Origin of the sequence: Micromonospora sp. NPDC049051 (genome assembly GCF_043197575.1) — a bacterium.
Lineage (GTDB): Bacteria > Actinomycetota > Actinomycetes > Mycobacteriales > Micromonosporaceae > Micromonospora.
In genome coordinates, this window is the sequence record NZ_JBICTL010000012.1 from 41,413 (window position 1) to 62,792 (window position 21,380).

A 21,380-nucleotide genomic window follows, 5' to 3' on the forward strand; every position below is an offset into this window, starting at 1 on the left:
CCCACAGCGTACGGCAAAAAGGTACAGAAAAAGACCCCCGAAGGAGCTTTTTATGCACCTTTTCCTGTACGATAGAGAGGCAAGGAACGGTCCGGCCAGGTGAGCCACCACCCGGCCGGACCAGGAAGAACAGCCCCTCTGCGAAAGGGAGTTCCATGACCCAGCGTACGACGATCCCGGCCCGGGAGATCAACCACAACGACGAGTGCGTTGGCTGCGGCGCGCACTTCGCCGACCCGTGCCACCCGGAGTGCCCGTTCGAGACCGGCACGTTCAGCCCGGCGGTCATCCTGCGGGCCGCCAACCGGCGGGTGCGCAACCACCCGGCCGGGGTCGGCTACGACATCGCCGGCGCGATCTTCGCCGCCGCCGTCGACCTGGCCGGCAACGACCAGGCGCAGGCCCTCGCCGACGAGGCCCGGCAGGCGCTGGCCGACTACCTGGTCGGCCAGTGGCCGCCGAAGGCCGAGGCGATCCGCAACCAGGTGGTCTACCGCCACGGCCTTTTCGCCCAGCTCACCGAGATAGGGACCTCGCTGTACGGCGCGGCCGACCAGCACGACGGCAACGACCCCGACGACTGCTGACACCCGGCCGGGCCGGCCCCCGGTGGGCCGGCCCGGCTCCCACCACCCACGTCAGCACATCGAAGGGATCCAGAACATGACCAGCACTACCCACACCCGGACCACCCAACTCGCACCGGTCCGCATCGGCCGAGGCCGCGTCGTCCACCTCGGCAACCTGAGCAGCATCACGGGCCCGGCCGACGAGCCCCGCTATGTCGCCGGCTCGTGCGGGGCCAGCACCCGAGGCGACACGTCACGGTCGGTGCCGCCGTCACCGCGCCGATCGACTGCCGTACCTGCACGCGCTCCAACCCGATCCGCGTGGCCTGGATCAACGCCACGGTGACCGCGTCAACCAGCGAGCCGGTGACCCTGCCGCACACCGGACTGACCGTGCCGCACACCCAGCTCCGCGTCGACGGCCCCACCCAGGTCGGCCCCGGCCGCGCGGAGCAGCACCGGCTGTACCTCGGTGCCCGCTTTATTGGCTGGATCACCACCCACCCGCGCCACACGAACCGCAGCGCCACCTACCAGACGAACTCCCTCGGAGGGAGGGAGCTTGACGAGTACGCCCAGCAGTGCCGGCTGTTCAACGGCGAGCCCGCCACCGTCGCCGACGTTCTGGCCGAGCTGGTCCGCGAGCACATCACCGCAGCAGCCGTCGCCGAGCGGCTGGCCGCCTCCCACACCCTGGTCCGGCTCATGCAGCACATCCGCGACGGCGACGGTCAGCCCATCGGGGCCCCGTACCCGACCACCTACGCCAGCGCGAACGCACCGCTGACCACCGATCCCACCTGGCACCGCGCGGTAGCCCGCGCCCTGCACCGCGACTCCCCCGCCGGCCCCGGCCAGCACTGGCAGATCTGGACCCCCACCGGCTGGACCCGCCTGCCCGACGTCGTCGACGTCGACCAGGACCTCGGCTGACCGCACCCGTGCCCGGGCCGCCACCGGCCCGGGCGCGGGGACGCCGACCGACCAGCAACGACGGGGAGACCACCATGACCACCAGCCACCGGACCGACGCTCGCACCATCCTCGCCACCGCCACTCCGACCACCCACCGCCCGCTGCTGGCCTGGGCCGTCGGGGCCATCGCCTGCGCTCACGCCATCGACCCGCTGACCTACTGGCGCACCCGAGACGCCCGACAGCTCGCCCCCGACTACCTCGGGATGTCACTGCCTGCCGGCCGGATGCTCCGGCTCACCAAGACCCGGATCGAGATCACCGACGGGAACCTCCAACAGCCGCTACGGCTGACCTGGACCGACCTGGGCAACGTGCTCGACAGCGGCCGACTCACCGATGACCTGATCCACCGCTGCCAGCAGGCCGTCATCGCCTGGCGCGACCACCCGGGCGGATTCCGGGGAATCGGCTGGAACGACGTCCTCGACGCCTGCTCCCACGCCGGAGACGCCGTATGGGCAGCGTGCCGGCCAACCGAACCTGGCGAGCAGCTCGACCTGTTCGGCCTGGCCGGCATCGAAAGCTGAGGCCCGCCGTACCAGAACGGTGAGCACCTGGACGCCGCGCTCCTCGGGCGCGGAACCGACCCGGGATCCGGGCTGGTTCCGCGCCCGAGGAGCGCGGCGGACCGTGAGCTGACCTTCCAGCGATGGCCTGACTCAACCGGGGCTTGCATCCTCTAAGACGTCAACGACAGCAACCGTGACGTTGTCCGGCCCCCCGTGGTCAAGAGCGAGCACGATTAGGCGATCGACCGCCTGCTTCGGTGTCGAGGCATCTGCCAGCACGGCGTGCACCAGGTGTTCCGGCACGTACGAACTGAGACCGTCGGAGCACAGCAGGAAGCGGTCGCCTGGGGTCAAGGTCAACAGGGTGATGTCTGGTGACCGGCCGTCCGGCCTCCCGTCGAGGAAGCGTGCCAGCCGTTCCGGCAGATTGGGTACGTCTGCTGCGTCGGCGACCAGCAGTCCGTAGACGTGATCTTCGGTGATCTGTGTCGTGTGACCAGTCGGCCTGTGGAGTCGGTAGGCGCGAGAATCCCCGATGTTGGCCAAGGCGGCACTCGTGCCGTTGAGCAACATGGCGACCAGCGTGGTGCCCATGCCAGCGAGCCCAGGTTCGGATGCGATCCGTGCTCGAAGAGCGTTGCTGGCGGCGTTGACAGCCTGCCCCAGCGCGGTGGGTAGAAAGTGCTGATCAACTTCTTGGTCGTATTGCCGCAGCGTCTCGATCACCGTCGAGCTGGCGACGTCGCCGGCGACGTGCCCCCCGAGCCCATCAGCCACGGCGATCAGAGAGCGCCCCAGGTAGATCGAATCCTCGTTGCGCCGTCGGACGTATCCGACGTGGGACCCACCCGCCTGTTCTAGGCGGAGAGCTGGCGTCATGCCGCACCCCCTCGGCCGGCATCGGGTGCATCTCCGGCCTCTTCAGGCCAAGGGTCTCGGGCCAACTCGTCTCGGTGTAGAACGTGGATCGTCTCGACGCGGTCGCTGGCAACGACATACTCCGTCACTTCGACGGGCTGACCGTCGGCCCCGGATGTGCCGACACGCACGATCTCCAAGACGGGGAGGCTGGTCGGGATCTCAAGTAGTGCTGCTTCTTCTTTGCTGGGCATGCGGGCTCTGTGGATCTCCATCCAACTCAGCGGCCAGTGGCCAGCGCGCTCAATCCGGTACAGCCAGTCTCCGGGGCCTGGCGCTTGCGAGGCGACGCCCGGAATGTCGGCCACCCGAGGGTGGATCCAGGAGATGTTGATCTGGAAGGGGGGCTCCGACTCCGGACCGGTGACCCGGAACCGCCGCAGCACCTCGGTGTCGACCGGTACGCCGAGCAGCTTGGCAATCCGGGGATCGGCTAGTGGCTCGACCGTTGCCGCAGGTGGGACGTGGTGCTTCCAAACCTCCTGGCTGGATGCTGAGGGGAACGAGTAGCCAGGTGCGGTGGCGTTCCGCTTGACCAGGTTTCCGCGAGGGCGTCGAGGGCGGATGGTCCCGTGGCGGACGATGATGCCCCTCCCTTGGACCGCCCAGACGTAACCTTCGGCCTCCAGCGCTCCGATGGCCCTTCCGATGGTGTCCCGGTTCGCTTCGTACTCGGCGGCGAAGTCGTCGAGGCGCGGCAGCTTGGAACCGGGCTCCCACTCGTTGGCCTTGATCCGTTCCCGGATCTTGGCCGCTATGTCCAGGTAGCGCGAGTGCACGGCCACCGCATCTCCTCATCTCCAAGAATTGTCTTGGGACTATCGTTGACAGCCGAGAGTCTGACAGTCAACATTGTCCCAAGACAAGACCGAAGGGCCAAAGGATCGCACCCATTGGCCCAAAAAGGGACCGCGGCGGATCGCACCCGCCGCGGTCATGGTCCCGACGGATCGCACCCGTCGTAACCAATGCCCTGTGGATTGACACCGCAGGGCGACGGCATCTCTACCTGAGGAGGCTCAGATGCCTGCAACGAGAGTACGTGCTGCCCAAACTCATGCAGGGCAGACCCAAGCAGCATTGATGACCAACGAGGTGTCGGCGCTGGTGGCGCGGGCGCAGGCCGGTGACGTGGAGGCGTTCGGGCTGGTCTACGACCGGTACTTCGACCAGGTCTTCCGCTTCATCTATCGCCGAGTGATGGACCGCCAGGTGGCTGAGGACCTGACCTCGGAGACGTGGCTGCGGGCCCTGCGTAACCTGTCGGCGTTTCGTCGGCCGGGCGGTGACTTCGGCGCGTGGGTCACCACGATCGCCCGGAACTTGACCGTCAACCACATGCAGTCGCACCAGCGGCGCGAGCGTCCGGTGGCCGAGGTCCGCGACACGGTTTCGGCCGGCGAGGTGGCGGGCCCGGAGGCGCTCGCGGTGCAGCAGCTGACCCGTGAGGCCCTGGCCGAGGGGATCGCACAGCTCAGCCCGGTGCAGCGGCAGTGCATCACGCTGCGGTACCTGCGGGAGCTGTCGATCGAGGAGACCGCCCAGGTGCTGGGCAAGACCCCATCGGCGGTGAAGGCCGTGCAGCACAAGGCGCTGCGGGCGCTGCGTGGGCTGCTGTCGACGACGGCGGTGATGCCGGCATGAACACCACGACGATGACGCCGACCAGCGGCGCCGACCGTGCCGCGCTGCTGCGTGCGGCGAAGGGCCAGCCGGCCCCGACGTCGCAGGTGCCGATGGGCATTCGGGCCACTGTGGGCCCTGGCGTACCGGCGACCCCGACCCCCGCGCCCGCCCCGCCGGTGGCCGAGGCCCGTCGCTCGATGGACGAGCTGCTGCGGGTCGCCGCCGACAGTGAGGCCGCCCGAACGCGGCAGTTCGCCGCGAAGATCACCGCCCTGATGGCGGAGCTGACCGAGCGCGTCGAGGCGGAGGAGACGACGCGCCGGGAGCGGGAGGCCGCCGAGAAGCGGCGCCAGGAGTTGGCCGAGGCCGAGGCGGCGCTGGCGAGCAAGCTCGCCGAGGTGCGGCAGGAGCTGCGGTCGACCGGCCGCCGCGATTCTGCGGCATCCCCGTCGCGTAACCGCCGTGCCGGTGCCGACGACCGGGCCAAGATCCGCGCCTGGGCGCTGGCCAACGGCTACCAGGTCAAGGACCGGGGCCGGCTCTCCCGCGAAATCCGCGAGGCGTACGCCGCCGCGACCGCCTCAGAGGTGGACCAGTGAAGGCGCTGAAGATGGTGATCCCCGCGCTTGGTGTGCTGTCGCTGGCGGGGCACGTGTGGGCCGCGCAGGTGGCCCGCGCCCAGCGGTGCCGGCTGGCGCAGGCCCGTCGGGACGCGACCACGGACCCGCTGACCGGCCTGGCGAACCGGGCGGGCCTGTCGGCCGCGCTGGACGACCTGGACGGCGAGTCCTACGACCTGGTCCATGTGGACCTGGACGGCTTCAAGCCGGTCAACGACACCTGGGGCCACGCCGCTGGTGACCGGCTGCTGGTGGAGATCGCCCGCCGGCTGCGGGCGTCTCTGGAGGACATCGAGGACGCCGTGGTGGCCCGCATCGGCGGTGACGAGTTCGTGTTGATGGCGCCGTCGTCGGTGCCGCTGGCGCACTACCTGGGCGCGGAGGTCATTACCTCCCTGCGGGAGCCGATCGAGGTCGCCGACGGGGTGTCGGTGTCGGTGACGGCCAGCGTCGGCGCGATCCACGCGACCGCCAACGAGGACCGTGCCCGGGTGGCGGCGGCGGCCGATGCCGCCGTGTACGAGGTCAAGGCGCGCGGTGGTGACGGTCTGGTTGAGCACAACCCCCTGTCCAGGCTGCCGGAGGTGGAGCAGCGTCCGTTGCTGCGGATGCGGGACCTGGCCGCCTTGGAGAACGCGCTGGGGGTGGCGGCATGACGACCTCCAACCTTCCGAGCGTCGGGCGTGCGGTGGCGTGTCGGCCGCCGCAGGCCGGGCCCCTGCTGCGGCAGGTGTTTCCGGTTCCGCCGAGCCTGCGGCTCGACGACGTCGGGGCGTTGTGTCCCATGGAGGACGTGGTGCTGACCCGGCAGGTCGACGGCTGGGCGTGCCCGGCCTGCGGGGCCGCGTGGGACTACCAGGGCCACAACGGCTGGTGGCCGATCACGCCGGCCGTGGAGGCGGTCGACCAGGACGACGTCGCGCCGGTCCGGTCGGGCCGGGCGGTGCGGGTCGCCGTCGCTGGTGTGGTCGCGGCTGGGCCGGCCGCCGTCGCGGTGACCGCTGGGCGCCGCTACGCCGAGCACACCGACGTCGCCCCGGACCTGCTGCTCTACTCCCCGGTCGCCGCGCTCGGTCTGGTCGCCGTGGTGGTGGCGGGTCGGCGGGTCGTGCGGTGGGTCGACGAGCACCGCCACGGCCTGGCCGTGGACGTCGACGAGGCCGACCTCGACCCGCTGGGCCCGGAGCTGCTCGCGCAGGTCCGGGCCCGCCGTGGGGAGGTGTGCTGATGGCCGCGCAATTGATGGTGCGGGTGCACCTGGACTGGACCGCGCCGGGTCACTACGAGGCCGGGGTGTCGCTGCCGTGCCGGGTGTGCGTCACCGCCACGCACATGCGTGACGGTCGGGGCGAGGCGTGCCACCAGTCGTGCGCCGAGGACGAGATCGCCCGGGAGCTGCTCGGCACCGGGCGGGCGCTGATCGCCGACGAGCGGATGTCGGCCCCGGCACCGCTGGCCGGCGGGTCGCCCGTCCTGGCGGGAGGTGCTCGGTGAGCACGGAGACGACTCCGAGCGGCGTGGACGTGCCGGTGGACAACCGGGCGGACAAGGTCGAGGACACCGTCAAGCTGGTCGTGCTCATCGCGATCATGTTGGCCGCGCTCGCGGCGTCCTTCACGCACATGAAGGACTGGACGATGGAGTGGATGCCGGAGCACACCCCGGAGTGGTTCGGGTGGGCAAACGCGGTCATCTCCGAGCTGGTGCCGCTGGTGGCGACGCTGTCGCTGCGCAAGCGGCTGCGGCAGGGCAAGAGCTTGTTGTCCTACGCCCTGGTGATCCTGCTGTTCGGCGCGGTGCTGTCCCTGGCGGCGCAGTTGTCGGCGGTCGGCGCGGACGCCTCGTGGTCGGCGAAGTTCCTTTCCTGCCTGCCGTCGCTGGCTTTCCTGTTCCTGTCGAAGCTGGTGCTCGGCGATCTTGACGGCGGTCGGAAGCACGCGGAAATCGAGGCCGAGCGGCAGCGCCTGGCCGACGCCGAGGCTGCCCGTCGGGCGGAAGAGGTGCGGGCGGCGCGGGCGGAAACGGCCGCCGCCCGGGCGGCGCAGGCGGAAGCCGAAGAGACGGCACGGGCGGAAACGGCGCGGGCCGAGGCGGAAACCGCCGCCCGGATCAAGGCGGAAACCCGCGCGGGCGAAGCGGAAACGCGGGCGTGCTCCGAGGCGGAAACGCGGGCGGAAATCGAGGCCGCGACGGAGGCGGAAATCGCCGAGCACGCCCGGGCAGCCGCCGAGGCTCGTGAGGCGGTGCGGGTAGCCGAGCAGCGGGCCGCCGCCGCGATCGAGGCGGCGCGGGTGGCTGAGGGTCGGCTGGCCGAGGCCCGCGACGCCGGGGACCGGGCGGCGACCGCTCGGGCCCTGACCGAGCAGGCCACCGCCGAGCAGGTGCGGGTGCTCACCGAGGCCGCTGAGCAGGCCGAACGCGACTACCAGCAGGCCCTGGCGGAGGCCCGCTACACCGGTCAGGTGGCCCAGGAACGGGCCGACGAGTTGGCCGAGACGGTGCGGGAGCTGCGGGCGCAGCTCGACCAGGCGCAGCGTTTCGCTGAGGCTCAGGCGACCGCGCGGGCCCTCGCCGAGCAGGAGAGCCAAGCGATTACCGACGCCCGCGATGGTCTCGTCAACGAGCTGGAGCGTACTCGCCGGGCCCTCGCCAGGGCCCAGGAGAAGGCGGAAACCAGCGGGGGGCGGCAGCCGGAAATCGTGCGGCCTGCCGCCCGGAAATCTCTGGCCGCCGTGCCGGCGCGGTTGCCGGCTGACCTGCCCGAGGTGGAAACGGTGAAGCCGGAAAAGGTGGCCGCCATCCTGCTGGCCCGGGCGGAAAACCCGGACGCGAAGCAGGCGGAGCTCGCGGTGATCACCGGGATTTCCGACCGCACGATCCGCAAGGTCCTCGCCGCCGTGCCGGCGGAAATCGTCGGCCAGGTCCTCGAACTCACCAGCGGTCGCGTCGCCTGAGCCGACCGGCCAGCGCCGCGCGCACAGCCGGTGGCCGTGAGCCGGTGAGCCCACGGTGCTCGATCCGCCAACGACGTCGGGTCGAGTGCCGTGGCCCCACCCCTCGGCAGGCGGAACAACCCATGCGAGCCCGTATCGACCCGCACCAACCGCACCTGATGGAGGTGATCCCGTGAGCGCCCAACCCGCCGAGGACAACTACCGACCGTCACCGATGCCGCGAATTCCGTTCCGGCGTGAGGCGGACGTCGTTTCCCTCGCTCCGCACAGGTCAGAGGCCCCTCCGACCACTCCCCTACCGGAATCCAACCAGGACGAACCCGCCCATACCGAACCGGCCTCTTCCGGCCCCAACTCCGGCACCGGAATTACTCTCCGTGACATTCCGGGGGATTGGGAGAGCGTCACGGCGGTGTGGACCGGCTCCCCGGAGCCGCTGTCCGACCTCGTCGCGCTGACCGGTCAGGCCCGCGACGGCCAGGACGCCCAGGCCATCGCGATGGCCTGCTGGGCGGTGCTCGTGCTCATCCCCCGTGGCCTGCTGCACCTGGCCTCCTGGGTCCTGGCCCATCCCCTGCGATCGCTGGCCGCCGCTGCGGTGGCCGCGGTCTTCCTCGTCACCCGCACTCTCTGAGAGGAGCACCCGTCATGACTAGCGCACTGATCGTGCTCGGCGGACTCGTCTACATCGTCCTGTCGATCGCCTTCCACTTCACTCCCCGCCTGCGGGTCGCCGCCGGCCTGGTGGTCGGCGCGCTGCTCGCCGGCAGTCTCGTCACCCAGGTCAACAAGTGGCTCGCCAAGGGCATCACGTCGGTCGCCGAGCCGATCGGCGACTGGATCGGTCAGGACACCAAGCAGGTCGCCCTGGCCCTCCCCACCGCGCTGGGTCTCGCGCTCGGGATCGTCGTGGTCGTCTTCATGCGCGGCAAGGGCGGCGGCAAGGGCGCCGGCGGCGGCAAGGGCGCGGCCGGCAAGGGCGGCGGCGGTGGTGGTGGCAAGTCCAAGTTGGCCCACGCCGCGCTCGCCTGCGCCCTGCTGCTGCCGATGATCATTGGCGGTCTCGGCGCGACCATCCGGGACGTGGTCAAGTGATCTTCTTCGACATCCTGGTGTACCTGGCGGTGGCGAAGATCGCCGTGCTGCTGCTCGAGGACGCCGCGTACGCGGTGCGCGGCAAGCAGTCCCCGCGCCGGCAGGCCCGCGCCCGTCAGCAGGCCACCGGCGGCGGCAAGACCACCGGCGACGGCAAGACCGCCGACGGCGCGGCCGGTGCCGCTGGTGGCCGGTCAGGTGGCACGGTCGCGGCGGCCGACGGCTACTTCGCCGGGCTGATCGAGGACGCCACCGAACGGGCTCGGGCCCGCCGCCGCCGCGCGGTGGCCCGTAAGCGCGGCGCCCAGGCCGTCGACGGCGTCGTGGTCGACGTCGACGACGACGGCCGCTGGTACGCCGACTGCGACCACTGCGGCTGGTCCAGCCGCCCCTACCGCATCGAGGCCAACGCCCAGGGCGCCGGCCGCGAGCACACCCGCACCGAGCACCCCGAGCAGTACACCGGGGAGAAGGAGGCCGCCCAGGACAGCGACACCAACACCGATTCCACCGAATCGGCCGCCGACGTCGACGCCGGCGAGCAGGAACCGCGACGACCGGCACTGCGGGTGATCCCGGGCGGCGCCCAGGAGCCGGCCATGCCGGAGGCCGCCGGCCAGCCCGAACAGTCGGCCCAGGCAGCGCAGCCGATGCCCGCCGACCCCGCTCCACCGATGCCGAAGCCGACGCAGGAGTGGCCGCAGCGGTTCCACTACACCAAGTGCGACCGGTGCGGGAACACCAGCGTCACCGCCGAGATGCCGCACAGATGTCCCCGATGCGGGGCGGACGACAGCCGGCTGCGCGCGGTCCCCAATCCGCCGTCCGATGGCCCGGTGTTTCGGTGGCGGTGCCCGCGGTGCCGCGCGGGCCGGGCGGGCTTTGACTCGATGGCCGCCGCCGAGGCCGCCGCCGCCCAGCACACCTGCCCCCCGGCCGCCGACATTCCGGCGCCGACCACCCCGGTCACCCAGGGCGACCGGGAGCGGCTGCGCTCCGAGCTGTACGGCAAGTGCGCCCACCGCGAGGTCCGCGAGGGCTTCCCCGACCAGTGGTGCGACAACCCCGTCGGCCCGGACGGCCCGTACTGCGACGAGCACCAGACCACCGGCACCGACGCCGGGGATGACCAGCACCACCCGGCCGCCGTCCCGACGGCGGCGGCCGGTTCGCCCAGCACCACCGATCTGAAGGAGATGACCGTGAACCTCGAAGCTACTGGCCCTGAGGAGATCCGCGCCGCGTTTACCGCTGCGGCCGAGGGCGCCGGGGAGAACGCCGAGACGATCGGCGGGATCGCCGGCGTGCTGACCGAGGCCGCTGACCGCTACGAGGGGCTGGAGATGGCCGCCTCGACCGTCGGGCACCTGCGCGACGCCGCCGAGCAGTTCTCCGCCGCCCACGCGGCGCTGAACAGCGCCCAGGAGGAGTTGCAGGCCGCCTTGGCCGACTTCAACAACAAGGACGGTGCGGTGGCCGAGGTCGTCGCTGAGGCCGGCGGCAACGTCGCGTCGAAGGAAGTCCTGGTCGGCTGACCAACCCCTCCCCGGGCCCCGGGGCGATCACCGCCCCGGGGCCCCGCCCCTCCCCCCTTTTTCTCGCACCACCTGCCAAGCCCCGACGTATGAGGAGCCCGCGATGTCGACCCGGACCGCTGACGAGATCCGCGCGGAGCGCCTGGCCAAGCTGGGCCGGGCCCTGAGTGCCGTGCTCGCCGTCACCGCCTACGCGCTGGCGTGGCTAGTCAAGCGCAGCTGGCGGCGGCTGCTGCCGGTCTACTGGGTCGCCGCCGAACTGGTGGTCGCCTGGGTGGCCGGGCCGCTCGGTGTGTCGTGGCAGACGGTGGCGATCCTCGCTCTGGCCATCGCCGCCACGGCGGCCGGTTGGCGGACCCGCTCCCGCACGGTGCGGGCGTGGCGGGCCGCGATCGCAGTGGTCCTCGGCGGGTGCGCCGTCGCCACGGTCGCCGCTGGTGGGCCGGCCGCGATGGCCGCCCACCCCACGTGGACCATTTTCGTGCCGACTCTCGCCGGCGTGGTGCTCGGCTGGCCGTGGTGGTACCACCTGCGCCAGCGCCCGCCGCAGCCCGAGCCGACCCCGGCCCCGGCCGTGGCCGACGTGCCGGCCGAGACGGATCCGCTGACCGCGCACTGGCAGCACCGCTGGGAGCACGAGGTGCTGCCCGCGAAGGTGTGTGAGGGCACCACCCTGGTGCAGGCGGTCGCGCCCCGCCCCGGAGTTGTCGAGGCCCTCGTACGGTTGGCTCCCGGCACGAAACCGGGCCCGCTGGTCAAGACCGGCCCGGACGTGGAGGTCGCCCTGGACCTCGACGAGGGCGCGGTCGGGTGGCGCAACACCGGTAAGCGGGCGTGGCTGCGGGTGATCTTCGTCGAGCAGTCGTACATCGCCGGTGGGGTGCCGTGGACCGGCCCCACCTACGCCAACGGCCGCTTCGAGCTGGCCCGGTTCAGCGACGGCTCTCCCGGCCACTACGTGCTGACCCGACCCAACTTCGGGGTGCTCGGCGGTCTGATCGTCGGATCGATGGGCAGCGGCAAGTCCCGCGCCCTGGGCGCGCTGATCGCAAACCTGCTCGCCGCGGGGGTGCAGGTCGCCGTCGGTGACCCGCAGAACGGGCAGTCGCTGCCGGCATGGAAAGACGTGGTGGAGTACCACTCCGGCGTCGAGGCGACCGCCCTGCTGGCCCGCCGATTCCACGCCGAGGTGATGCGCCGCTCGAAGCTGCTCGCCGACGCCGGCGTCGAGGCCTTCGACGAGAACGACCCCCGCGTGAAGGCCCTCGGCCTGAGCACGTTCGTCGCCGTCATCGACGAGTGCCAGCTCGTGCTGATCCCGAACACCCCGATCGTCGGCGTGGTCGAGCAGGCCGCCGAGACGATGCGTAAGACCGGCTGCGCCCTCGTGCTGGCCACCCAGCTCCCCCAGATGAAGTCCCTTGGCGGGTCGGTGCGTCTGCGTGACGCCCTAGTCTCCGGCAACGCCTTCGTGCTGCGGCTGTCCAACCGGGGTAGCGGCTCGACGATCCTGCCCGACGATTTCGTCGGCGACCCGTTCGCGCTGCCCGCCGAGATCGACGGCAAGACCACCGCCGGCATGGGCTACCTGCGCAACAGCAACCGCGTCGGCATGATCTGCCGCGTCCCGAACCTCGACGAGGCCGCCGTGGCCGCCGCCAGCTTCCGCGTGCCCGTGCGGTGGCAGGTCCCGGCGGTCGACCCGGCCAGCCCGATCGTGCTCGCCGGCCACCGTGCTCCGGCCGCCACCGCCAAGACGACCACCACCACGGGCGGCAGCGCCGTGGACCGGCTGCGCGCCGCGTTCGGTGGTGGCCGCAAGAGCACCGTGGTGGTGGAGCAGGTCACTCCGGCCACCCCCGCCGAGTGGGTGCTGGCGTGCCTGCGCCGTGGGCCCGCCTCCGCCCAGGCGCTGCTGGACCGCCCCGACTGCCCCGTCGAGCAGTCCCAGCTCTACGCCCTGCTCGGTCGGCTCAAGGACGCCAAGAAGATCACCCCGCCCGCCCAGCGCGGCGGCCCCTGGACCCTGTCGGCCTGACCGCCGCCGTGACCGCCGGCCCCTGTCGGGTCCGGCCCTCGCGGTGGCCGCCAAGCCCAGCCCACCCCTGCCCCCTGCCGCGCACCCACTCCCGCCCGGACAAGGAGACCCCCATGGCCAGCACCACCCGCCGCCGCACCACCGCGAAGAAAGCCGAGGTCGACCGCAGCGCCGCCATCGCCCGCTGGTGCGGCGCGGCCGTCCGCGCCACCTGGCACCGCGCCGCCGGTCGCACCGGGCGTCTCGCCCGCCGCCTGCCCAGCCCTCACCGCACCCCCGGCCTGGACCTGTCCGGCCACGACCACGCCGGCCTGACCCTGCTGCTGACCGGCCTGACCGTCGCCGCCGCGCATTGGACCAACCCCGCCGGACCGCTCGGGCGGATCCTGGACGTGCCGGCCGCCGTCACCGACGCCCTGTTCGGCGGGCTCGCTCCGCTCGCGCCGCTGCCGCTAATTTGGCTCGCCGTGCAGGTGATGCGCCACCCCGCCCGCACCCACACCGTCCGCACCCTCGCCCAGGCCGCCGGCACGATCGGGATCGCCGCCGGCCTCGGCGGACTGCTCGACCTCGCCGCGCCCGGCGCGGGCGGGCTGTTCGGCCGCCTGGCCGGCGCTCTCGACCTCGTGCTCAGCCCGTGGGGTGCCGTGCCGATCCTGATCGGACTCGTCGCCGCCGGCCTGACCGCCCTCACCGGCATCACCCCGGTCGCCGTGGCGACCAGCATCGCCGCCCTACGCCGCCGCACCCCCGCGTCGCCGGCGCCCGACCTCCTCGACCTCGTCGACGCCGACGACGCCGACGACGTCGACCAGCACGACACCACCGCCACGCCGACGGCCGCCACGGCCCCCGCTGCGGGTGATTCCGCCGAATCCGCGTCTCGCCCGCCGCGACCGCGCCGGGCGGCCGACCCGGCCACCACGACCGCCGCGCCGGTGTCGCCGGCGACGACGGCCAGCGGCTACCAGTTGCCGCCGGTGAGCCTGCTCGCCGCCGGCGAGTCCACCCGCCGCCGCGTCGGGCCCAGCGACGCCGGCTGGATGGCGCTCCAAGGCGTCCTCGACGAGTTCAAGGTCGCCGCGAAGGTGTCCGGCGCTCGCCGCGGACCGACCGTCACCCGCTACGAGATCACCCTCGGCCCCGGCGTGAAGGTCCAGCGGGTCACCGGCCTGGCCAAGAACTTCGCCTACGCCGTTGGCACCGAGAACGTGCGGATGCTCGACACGATCCCGGGCAAGAGCGCCGTCGGGGTGGAGCTGCCCAACCCGGACCGGGAGATCGTGACCCTCGGCGACGTCATCCGCGCCGCCGCCCGCGACCAGCACCGGCTCCTGGTCGGTCTGGGCCAGGACATCGACGGCAGCGCGGTCACCGCCAACCTCGCGGCCATGCCCCACATCCTCATCGGCGGCGCCACCGGCGCCGGCAAGTCCGGCTGCCTCAACACCCTGCTCGTCTCCCTGCTCACGCGGGCCACCCCCGAGGAGGTGCGGCTGCTGCTGATCGACCCCAAGCGCGTCGAGCTGACCGCCTACGAGGGCCTTCCGCACCTGGTCACCCCGATCATCACCAACGCCCGTAAAGCCGCCGACGCCCTGGAGTGGGTCGTGCGAGAGATGGACATGCGCTACGACGACATGGCCGCCCACGGCGTGCGGCACGTCGACGAGTACAACCGCAAGGTCCGCGCCGGGCAGATCACTGCCCCGGCCGGCAGCGACCGGACCCTGGAGCCGTACCCGTACCTGGTGGTCGTCGTCGACGAGCTGGCCGACCTGATGATGGTCGCCCCCCGCGACGTCGAGGACTCCGTCGTGCGGATTACCCAGCTCGCCCGCGCCGCCGGCATTCACCTCGTGCTGGCCACCCAGCGGCCCTCCGTGGACGTGGTGACCGGGCTGATCAAGGCCAACGTGCCGTCCCGCCTCGCGTTCGCCACCAGCTCCCTGACCGACTCCCGCGTCATCATCGACCAGCCCGGCGCCGAAAAACTCCTCGGCAAGGGCGACGGCCTGTACCTGCCCATGGGCGCCTCCACCCCGATCCGGATCCAGGGCGCCTGGGTGTCCGACGCCGAGGTCACCGCCGTCGTCGACCACTGGCGTACCCAGGCCAGCGCCCAGCCGGCCGCCGCGACCGCCGCGACCGCCGCCATGCTGCCGGCCACCACCAGCCCGGCCGGCCCGACGGTGGACACCACCACGGCGCTCGACGACCTCGACACCGACGACCGGGCCCTGCTGCGCGAGGCCATCGAACTGATCGTCACCAGCCAGTTCGGGTCGACCTCGATGCTGCAACGCAAGCTGCGCATCGGCTTCGCCAAAGCCGGCCGCCTCATGGACACCCTCGCCACCCTGCGGATCGTCGGCCCCGCCCAAGGCTCCAAGGCCCGCGACGTCCTTATCCGCCCCGACGACCTGCCCGACCTGCTCACCGCACTCGGCGGCGACACCCCCACCCAGCCCGACGACAGCACCAGCGCCACGGTGCTGCCCTTCCGCAGCGGCACCCGCCGCTAACCACGACAGGAGACCCCCGCCATGACGACTACCCAGACCCGCACCACCACCGCCCCGGTCACCATCCCCGTCCGCCTCCAGATCAGCGACACCGACGCCGCCGACCAGCCCCGCGTCAGCCAGATGATCGTCACCGGCTGGCCCGTCGCGCCCGGCCTGGCCGTGCACGTCACCGTCGACGACGGGCAGCGCCTCGACGGCCGCTACAGCCTCGTGCACCTGCCCAGCGGCCTCGCCCTGGCCCAGCGACTGTGCGCCCGCCACGTCGACGAGGCTGCAGCCGCGGCGATCGCCACCGGCATCGACTGGAGCGACGACGCCGCGCAGATCCTCGCCGACACCCGCGTCACCCCGCTGCGCCCGAGCGACGCCCCGTGGAGCTGGTGCGGCTACGACGACTCCTGCCGCCGCGAGGTGTACCCGCGCCCCGAATCCGTTCTGTACGACCCCACCAGCCGATAACGCCGCGCGGGCGGCCCCCTGCCTCCTACAGCCCGGGGCCGCCCGCCACCCCATCCAGCCCACAAGAACCAGAGGAGCACCCTCATCGTGCCTGATCCCGGAGAGCCGACCTACCTCGGCGTCGACTACGCCAGCACCTACGAGCCGCGCAGCCCACACGGCCCGCGCCGCCACTTCTGCATTCCGACCGCTGGCGCATTCGCGGTGCTGGTGGAGATCTCCACCAGCACCGCCACCAGCACCTCCCGCTGCACCGGCTGCGGCACCACCGACAGCGACCCTTCCGAGCTGGAGATGCTTGCCCGCGCCGGCGCGCACGCCTCCGCCTGCGGTCGAGGCACCGCCACCGCCGCCCTGGACGCCGAGATCGCCACCGCGCGCGCCGAGTTGTACCGCGTCGACCCCAAGGCCGCCGGCTACCTGCAGATGGCTGGCGTGCTGCTCGGCGCTGGCTTGGCCGTGCTCGGCGGCGCCGGAGCTAGCGGCCACCTCCCCACCGCAGCCCTTGTCACCGGCGCGGCTACAGCCGTCGTGGTGCTGACCGCCGTGGTGCTGCTGTTGACGGCCTCCCGCCCGCGCCTGGGCGACGGATACGGGTTCATGGCCTACGCCGACGCTGACGACGCCCAGGACGTGCTCGCCCGCCTCGCCGCTGGCGACGCCGAGCAAGTCGCGCAGATGACCCCACTGAGCCGCGCCCGCGAGCTGCTCTGGTTCTCGCGCACCGTCCGTACCAAGTACGCCGCGATCTCCCGCGCGGTGCCGCTGCTGCTGGCCGGGTACGCCGGCGCCGCCGTCACCGCCGCCCTCGCGATCTGGGCTAGGTGACCGACATGACCGTCACCACCACGATCGTCGTGCAGGACCGCGTCGACGCCTACGAGCTGTTCGCCGCCGCCCGCACCGTGCTCGGCCTGCCCCTTGACGGCCGCTGGCACCTGGTCGACCACGGCCTCACCCACATGCTGCAAACCCTGCCCGACCAGGGCGCACCCGCCCTCGCCAGCGTCCACTTCCCGGTCAACGGCGGCCGGCACCCCGGCGAGCCCGACGCCGGCATTCCCGGCGGCTACGCCCTGCTCGCCTTCACCAGCGACGGCGGCGACACCGGCCGGACCCGCCACTGGCACCGCGACCTCACCGGCCGCGCCAGCGCGTGGCTCACCAACCGGCGCCTCGCCTGGACCTACTCCTACGACGACGGGCCCTACACCACCGGCTACGCCCCGCACACCCCAGCGGGCACCCGATGACCCGCCGCCCGTTCGAGCTGCTCGTCGCCGGCACCACCGACGAGTACCGCCTCGACATCGTCACCGACCCCGAGCCCGACAACCCCGCAGCCGTCGTCTACTTCACCGCTCCCGACGTCGACGCCGCCTGCCGCCAGGCGCAGCGGCTGCTTGACGCCGTCGACAGCCCCGCCGACCGCTACGGCGAGCTGTACGTCCACGACGGCGACGGCATCGCCGTCTACTGCGACACCATTCACCGGCCCGAGTGACCATTCAAAGGACCCGAATGGGCGGCCCAATTGATCGGGCCGCCCATTCGACTGCATACGTTCAGATTTTCTTGGTCACAAACGCCGCCCGGCTCGTGATGGTATGTCCGGATTTCTCGGGCGGTCCACACAGGATCTTCGGGGATGCCTGGTTTCAGCGCGTGTTGGGGTCCCTGCAACGCTGAAAGCCGCCGTAAGATCCACGGGTTATAACCCCGATCTGATCTTGAGGGAGCGCCCGCGCTCAACCCCTAACTCCATAAAAGAACAGAGCCCCAAACCCCTCTCGTTTGGCCGCGGTGAGGGTTTGAGGCTCCAACCAAGCTCGGAGGACACCATAGCACCCACCTCCGGGCTGGGTGCACTCTTGTCTCTCGACACCTTTTCTGCGTGTCGCGGCGACGCCTACGCGCGCCCAGTCCCCTCGCTTGATGTTGCAGCAATCGCGGTGCCGCGATGATTACGGCACCGAACCTGACCCCACTAGCCGCCGACCGGGTGGCCGCGACCGGGCACTGCCCGGTCTGCGCCGCTGTCGGTCGGACGGTGCTAGCCGCTCCCGGCCGCGACCGCTGCACGGTGCACCTGGCCCGGCCCGCCCTGTTGGTAGAGACGACTCGCACCGGGCAGGCCCGGCTGATCGCTCCGGCGGGTGCTCGTCGGCGGCCGGTGTATCCGACGGGTGTGCAGACGCCGTGCGTGTCCTGCGCCAGTGCGGGCCGGGACACGCAGGGCCTGCCCCGTGACGGCGCCGGGTCGGAACCGCTGTGCATCCCATGCTGGCGCAGCCGCAAGGAGCGGGAACAGCGCCGCCAGGCGACCGAGCTACGCGCCGGGGTACTCGACGACGTCGACGACGTCGTAGAGGGCTGTGCGGCGTGTGGTGAGTGGGAGCCGTCGCCGACGTGCTGGCTGTGTGGCTACTCGTGGCTGGCGGCCATCCGCGAGGAGTTCGCCCTAGAGCAGGAGGCCGAGCAGGCCACCGCAGCGGCCGTCGTCCAGGCGGAGCGGGTCGCGGTGGAGGTCCGCTTCGGCCAGCTCGCCGAGATTACCGAGGCTGAGCAGCGGGTGGCGGAGCTGACCGCGTGGGTGCAGCGACTGCGGGAGGTCATCGAGGCGTTCGCCGCCGGCCGTCGCCGTGGCCGCGCTGTGGTGCACCTGGCCGATCTGCTGGCCCGCCAGGCGTCCGTGAAGGCGTCGAAGCGTGGCCGCCCGTCGGTGCTGGCCCGCGTCGCTGGCGTGCTGGCCGTGGACGCCAACGCCCGGATCACCCGTCCGGGGCGGCTGCGTACCGCCGAGCTAGCCGACTGCCAGCCGCGCACCGTCACCGGCTGCTGGGCCCGCGCGGAGGCCCTGGAGTGGATGGAACGCACCGCTCAGGGCCGCCGCCTGTCGCTGGAAGAGCGAACCCGGCTGGGCCGCACGTACGACCGGGCGGAGTTCGACCTGGCGCCCCTGGGCGGCCGGGAGCGTGCCGTCGCGCGGGAGCCGTACCTGCCGGTGGCGCTGCTAGTAATCGAGGGGCTGCTCGCGCACGCCGTGGCGCTGCTGGAGGCCGCCCAGGACGACGTCGACGCGCTGCACGCCCGCGCCGGCACGGTGATGGACATGGCCGCGATGGCGCGGCGTGCTCAGCTTCGCCAGGCCGTGGCCGCCGCCCGGGATACCGCCATCGAGGGCGCCGAGGACCTCGCTCGGCACGGGCTGAATATCTGCCACCCCCGCGCAGCGTCTACAGGTATGAGTGTTTACTCCTGGCTCGTGGTTCGGGGTAAGACTCCTCCGTCGATCACTCGCCCTCGGTCGGTGGGGCCGAGTCGGCGGAAGAATGGCGCTTCGCGCTCACCAGCAAGAGCGGTGCCACGATCCGTACGGCGTCCTAGGCCGATCGAGAAAGCGTGTGCGCCGTCACGAGGGTCGCGCCGTCCAAACTGGATGGAATGGGGCGCGTACGACCTGGCACGGGCCGCACAGCGGGCCTGGAAGTGGCTGGCAAACGTGCCTCTGCCCCGGGTCGCGGCCACGCTCGGGTCCCGGCTCGGTCCGGGCTGGACGATGCCGGTGCTGCTCGACTGGATCGAGCGCAGCCGTGGCGGCCGGGAGCTGCTCGACGCGCCGAAGTTGCCGCTGGGCTACCTGCGGTCCCTGCTCGACGAATCGCTGACCGGCGACGTCGAGCCGCCGCACCCGGCCCGCCGCTACGACCAACACCGCGCCCAGGTCGCCGCCGAGCACCGCCGCGACGTCGTCGAGCAGGCCGCCGCAGTGGCCACCGCCCGCAACGCCGCTCGCGCCGAGTGGGACAGCCGCGAGCAGGCCCGCCAGGCCGAGCGCGCCGGGCCCGGCGCCGGCCGCCACGCCGCCCTGGCCGCCGCCCGCGCCGCCGCGCGTGGCGACCACGCCGCCGCCCGCGCCATCGCCGCCGACGCGCAGGACTGGCCAGCAGTCGCCCAGCCGGGCGCTGGCCTTTCCCCGGCTCTGGCCCACTAGCACCACGTATCCCAGGTACCTCAGTACAGCCCGGCCCCTGAAATCGCCTCACAGGCGTTCTCAGGGGCCCGCTTTGTGATCTTGCCAATACAAGATCAGATAGTATCAAATTTCTAGAATCGGATAACTGTTACTACTTCCTAGAAATGGAAACTAGGATAAGATGGGGTCATGACAGAGACGAGTGCGGCGGGCCCCCGCGGTGTGCCGCCGACCTGCAAGTACGACCAGCGGCCCCTGGCCTACGCCGGCCGGGGCCGCCCGCCGGAGTTCTGCCCGGACGACGAGCGCCGGCACCCTGGCGGGAAGAACTGCCGGCAGATGTACGCCGAGCAGCGGCAGGCGGAGCTGGCCGCCGGCCTGAACAAGCCCCTCGCGGCGTACCGGGAGGCGACGGCGCGGGTGCTGCCGGCGGTGGAGGCCCTCACCGGCGAGCTGGCCACGGTGGTGGGCGCGATGCGCGAGGTAGACGGGTCGGCGGTGGCCCGGGTGGAGCAGGCCGAGGTCGCCGCCGTCGCTGCGGCGCAGCGGGCCCAGAGCGCCGAGGACGACCGCGACAAGGCACTGCGCGAGGCCCGGTCCGCTCGTGCGGGCGAGGCCACCGCGAAGGAGGCGCAGCGGGTGGCGGAACGGCGGGCCCGTGACGCCGAGGCCGAGGCCGAACGCGTCCAGCGCGACGCCTGGCGACAGGTCGCCGACGCCCGCGAGGCCCAGGGCCGCGCCGAGGCTGCCGCCGGCGAACGAGCCCAAGCCGTCATCACCGAAACCGGCCGCCGCGAGGCCGCCGAGCAGCGCGCCGCCGACCTCACCGACCAGCTCAAGACCCTGCGCCGCGACCTCACCGAAGCCCAGGCCGAGGTTCGCAAGACCGACAAGGCCCTACAGGCGGAGGTCACCCGCGCTGAGCGTGCCGAGGCCACCATCGCGGCCGTCACCGCTGAACGCGATGCTGCCCGCGCCGACGTCACCCGCCTCACCGCCAACGTCGCCCGCCTGACCTCCGAGGTGGACACCCTCCGCGCCGAGCTCGTCGACGCGCGTACCGCCGGCGAGCAGTTGCGCGTGGAGCTGGCCGCCGCGACCCGCCGCGCCGAGACCGCCGAGGCCCGCGCCGAGCAGGCCGAGGCCACCACCGCGGCTGTTGCCGCCGAACGTGACACCGCCCGTACCGAGCGGGCCGACGCCGAGAACGCCCGCCGGGACCTCGACGCCGAGCTGCGCGCCGCCCGGGCCACCCTCGCCGAGGTTCGCCGCCAGGTCGAGCAGCTCCAGACCGAGCGCCGCGCCGCCGAGCAGGCGGCCCAGGACGCTCGCGCCGACGCCATCCGACACGAGACCACCGCGACGGCCGCCGTCGACCGCGCCCAGGCCGCCGAGGCCCGCGCCGAGCGGCTCCAGGCCGAGCTCAACCAGGCCCGCACCAAGCCGGGCCGCAAGCCGTGACGGCGGGCGATTCCGAGGAATCGCCCGCCGTCATCCGACCGTTCACGCGGCCGGGGCCGTGTTCCCGCACGACCCCGACCACTACCTCCGGATTCGAAACCGCCGACAGCAACC

22 protein-coding genes are annotated in these 21,380 nt (G+C 72.3%); 20 read left to right on the plus strand and 2 right to left on the minus strand.

Annotated elements, in window-relative coordinates; genetic code table 11:
• The first annotated feature begins 155 nt into the window (after positions 1-155).
• The 3 genes from ACGFIR_RS30205 (at position 156) to ACGFIR_RS30215 (ending at position 2,074) form a co-directional block, all read left to right on the plus strand.
• Entirely contained in the window at positions 156-587 is a 432-nt protein-coding gene (locus tag ACGFIR_RS30205) for a hypothetical protein (protein ID WP_393148654.1), read from the plus strand.
• Between the two features lie 207 nt (positions 588-794).
• Positions 795-1,502 (plus strand): hypothetical protein, encoded by a 708-nt coding sequence (locus ACGFIR_RS30210; RefSeq protein ID WP_393148656.1) that lies wholly within the window; start codon positions 795-797, stop codon positions 1,500-1,502.
• A gap of 74 nt (positions 1,503-1,576) precedes the next feature.
• Positions 1,577-2,074, plus strand: coding sequence for a hypothetical protein (locus ACGFIR_RS30215; protein WP_393148658.1), 498 nt, complete (start codon positions 1,577-1,579; stop codon positions 2,072-2,074).
• A gap of 132 nt (positions 2,075-2,206) precedes the next feature.
• Here the strand turns inward: ACGFIR_RS30215 and ACGFIR_RS30220 are convergent, their stop codons facing one another.
• Together ACGFIR_RS30220 and ACGFIR_RS30225 are read right to left on the minus strand one after the other, a co-directional pair.
• A complete protein-coding gene (locus tag ACGFIR_RS30220) occupies positions 2,207-2,935 on the minus strand; it encodes a PP2C family protein-serine/threonine phosphatase (RefSeq protein WP_393148660.1) in 729 nt (242 codons plus the stop codon).
• The gene (locus tag ACGFIR_RS30225) at positions 2,932-3,759 is read right to left on the minus strand and encodes a GntR family transcriptional regulator (RefSeq protein ID WP_393148662.1); all 828 of its coding nucleotides are present in this window, start codon (positions 3,757-3,759) and stop codon (positions 2,932-2,934) included. The genes ACGFIR_RS30220 and ACGFIR_RS30225 overlap by 4 nt, the downstream gene beginning before the upstream one ends.
• Positions 3,760-4,057: 298 nt before the next feature.
• Between ACGFIR_RS30225 and ACGFIR_RS30230 the strand changes: the two genes are divergently transcribed.
• The 17 genes from ACGFIR_RS30230 (at position 4,058) to ACGFIR_RS30310 (ending at position 21,266) form a co-directional block, all read left to right on the plus strand.
• The gene (locus tag ACGFIR_RS30230) at positions 4,058-4,618 is read left to right on the plus strand and encodes a sigma-70 family RNA polymerase sigma factor (RefSeq protein ID WP_393148664.1); all 561 of its coding nucleotides are present in this window, start codon (positions 4,058-4,060) and stop codon (positions 4,616-4,618) included.
• Positions 4,615-5,199, plus strand: a complete 585-nt coding sequence (locus tag ACGFIR_RS30235; protein WP_393148666.1) for a histone-like nucleoid-structuring protein Lsr2 — start codon at positions 4,615-4,617, stop codon at positions 5,197-5,199. The genes ACGFIR_RS30230 and ACGFIR_RS30235 overlap by 4 nt, the downstream gene beginning before the upstream one ends.
• Complete coding sequence (locus ACGFIR_RS30240) at positions 5,196-5,876, plus strand: diguanylate cyclase domain-containing protein (RefSeq protein WP_393148668.1); 681 nt, start codon at positions 5,196-5,198, stop codon at positions 5,874-5,876. Before ACGFIR_RS30235 ends, ACGFIR_RS30240 begins: the two co-directional genes overlap by 4 nt.
• Positions 5,873-6,448: a hypothetical protein gene (locus tag ACGFIR_RS30245; protein ID WP_393148670.1), complete on the plus strand. Its 576-nt coding sequence runs from the start codon at positions 5,873-5,875 to the stop codon at positions 6,446-6,448. Before ACGFIR_RS30240 ends, ACGFIR_RS30245 begins: the two co-directional genes overlap by 4 nt.
• The gene (locus tag ACGFIR_RS30250; RefSeq protein WP_393148672.1) at positions 6,448-6,714 is read left to right on the plus strand and encodes a hypothetical protein; all 267 of its coding nucleotides are present in this window, start codon (positions 6,448-6,450) and stop codon (positions 6,712-6,714) included. The genes ACGFIR_RS30245 and ACGFIR_RS30250 overlap by 1 nt, the downstream gene beginning before the upstream one ends.
• Entirely contained in the window at positions 6,711-8,174 is a 1,464-nt protein-coding gene (locus ACGFIR_RS30255) for a hypothetical protein (RefSeq protein ID WP_393148674.1), read from the plus strand. Before ACGFIR_RS30250 ends, ACGFIR_RS30255 begins: the two co-directional genes overlap by 4 nt.
• A gap of 412 nt (positions 8,175-8,586) precedes the next feature.
• The gene (locus ACGFIR_RS30260; RefSeq protein ID WP_393148676.1) at positions 8,587-8,808 is read left to right on the plus strand and encodes a hypothetical protein; all 222 of its coding nucleotides are present in this window, start codon (positions 8,587-8,589) and stop codon (positions 8,806-8,808) included.
• A 14-nt stretch (positions 8,809-8,822) separates the two neighbouring features.
• The gene (locus tag ACGFIR_RS30265) at positions 8,823-9,269 is read left to right on the plus strand and encodes a hypothetical protein (RefSeq protein WP_393148678.1); all 447 of its coding nucleotides are present in this window, start codon (positions 8,823-8,825) and stop codon (positions 9,267-9,269) included.
• The gene (locus ACGFIR_RS30270) at positions 9,266-10,804 is read left to right on the plus strand and encodes a hypothetical protein (RefSeq protein WP_393148680.1); all 1,539 of its coding nucleotides are present in this window, start codon (positions 9,266-9,268) and stop codon (positions 10,802-10,804) included. The genes ACGFIR_RS30265 and ACGFIR_RS30270 overlap by 4 nt, the downstream gene beginning before the upstream one ends.
• 103 nt (positions 10,805-10,907) lie before the next feature.
• Positions 10,908-12,842 (plus strand): FtsK/SpoIIIE domain-containing protein, encoded by a 1,935-nt coding sequence (locus tag ACGFIR_RS30275; protein WP_393148682.1) that lies wholly within the window; start codon positions 10,908-10,910, stop codon positions 12,840-12,842.
• A 113-nt stretch (positions 12,843-12,955) separates the two neighbouring features.
• Complete coding sequence (locus tag ACGFIR_RS30280) at positions 12,956-15,367, plus strand: DNA translocase FtsK (RefSeq protein ID WP_393148684.1); 2,412 nt, start codon at positions 12,956-12,958, stop codon at positions 15,365-15,367.
• Between the two features lie 21 nt (positions 15,368-15,388).
• Complete coding sequence (locus ACGFIR_RS30285) at positions 15,389-15,829, plus strand: hypothetical protein (protein WP_393148686.1); 441 nt, start codon at positions 15,389-15,391, stop codon at positions 15,827-15,829.
• 87 nt (positions 15,830-15,916) lie between these two features.
• Complete coding sequence (locus ACGFIR_RS30290) at positions 15,917-16,657, plus strand: Pycsar system effector family protein (RefSeq protein ID WP_393148688.1); 741 nt, start codon at positions 15,917-15,919, stop codon at positions 16,655-16,657.
• 5 nt (positions 16,658-16,662) lie between these two features.
• Positions 16,663-17,082, plus strand: a complete 420-nt coding sequence (locus ACGFIR_RS30295) for a hypothetical protein (protein ID WP_393148690.1) — start codon at positions 16,663-16,665, stop codon at positions 17,080-17,082.
• On the plus strand, positions 17,079-17,333 hold the full coding sequence (locus ACGFIR_RS30300) for a hypothetical protein (protein ID WP_393148692.1): 255 nt from the start codon (positions 17,079-17,081) through the stop codon (positions 17,331-17,333). The genes ACGFIR_RS30295 and ACGFIR_RS30300 overlap by 4 nt, the downstream gene beginning before the upstream one ends.
• Before the next feature lie 456 nt (positions 17,334-17,789).
• Positions 17,790-19,823 (plus strand): hypothetical protein, encoded by a 2,034-nt coding sequence (locus tag ACGFIR_RS30305; RefSeq protein ID WP_393148694.1) that lies wholly within the window; start codon positions 17,790-17,792, stop codon positions 19,821-19,823.
• 171 nt (positions 19,824-19,994) lie between these two features.
• Positions 19,995-21,266 (plus strand): hypothetical protein, encoded by a 1,272-nt coding sequence (locus ACGFIR_RS30310; RefSeq protein ID WP_393148696.1) that lies wholly within the window; start codon positions 19,995-19,997, stop codon positions 21,264-21,266.
• The last annotated feature ends 114 nt before the right edge of the window (positions 21,267-21,380 follow it).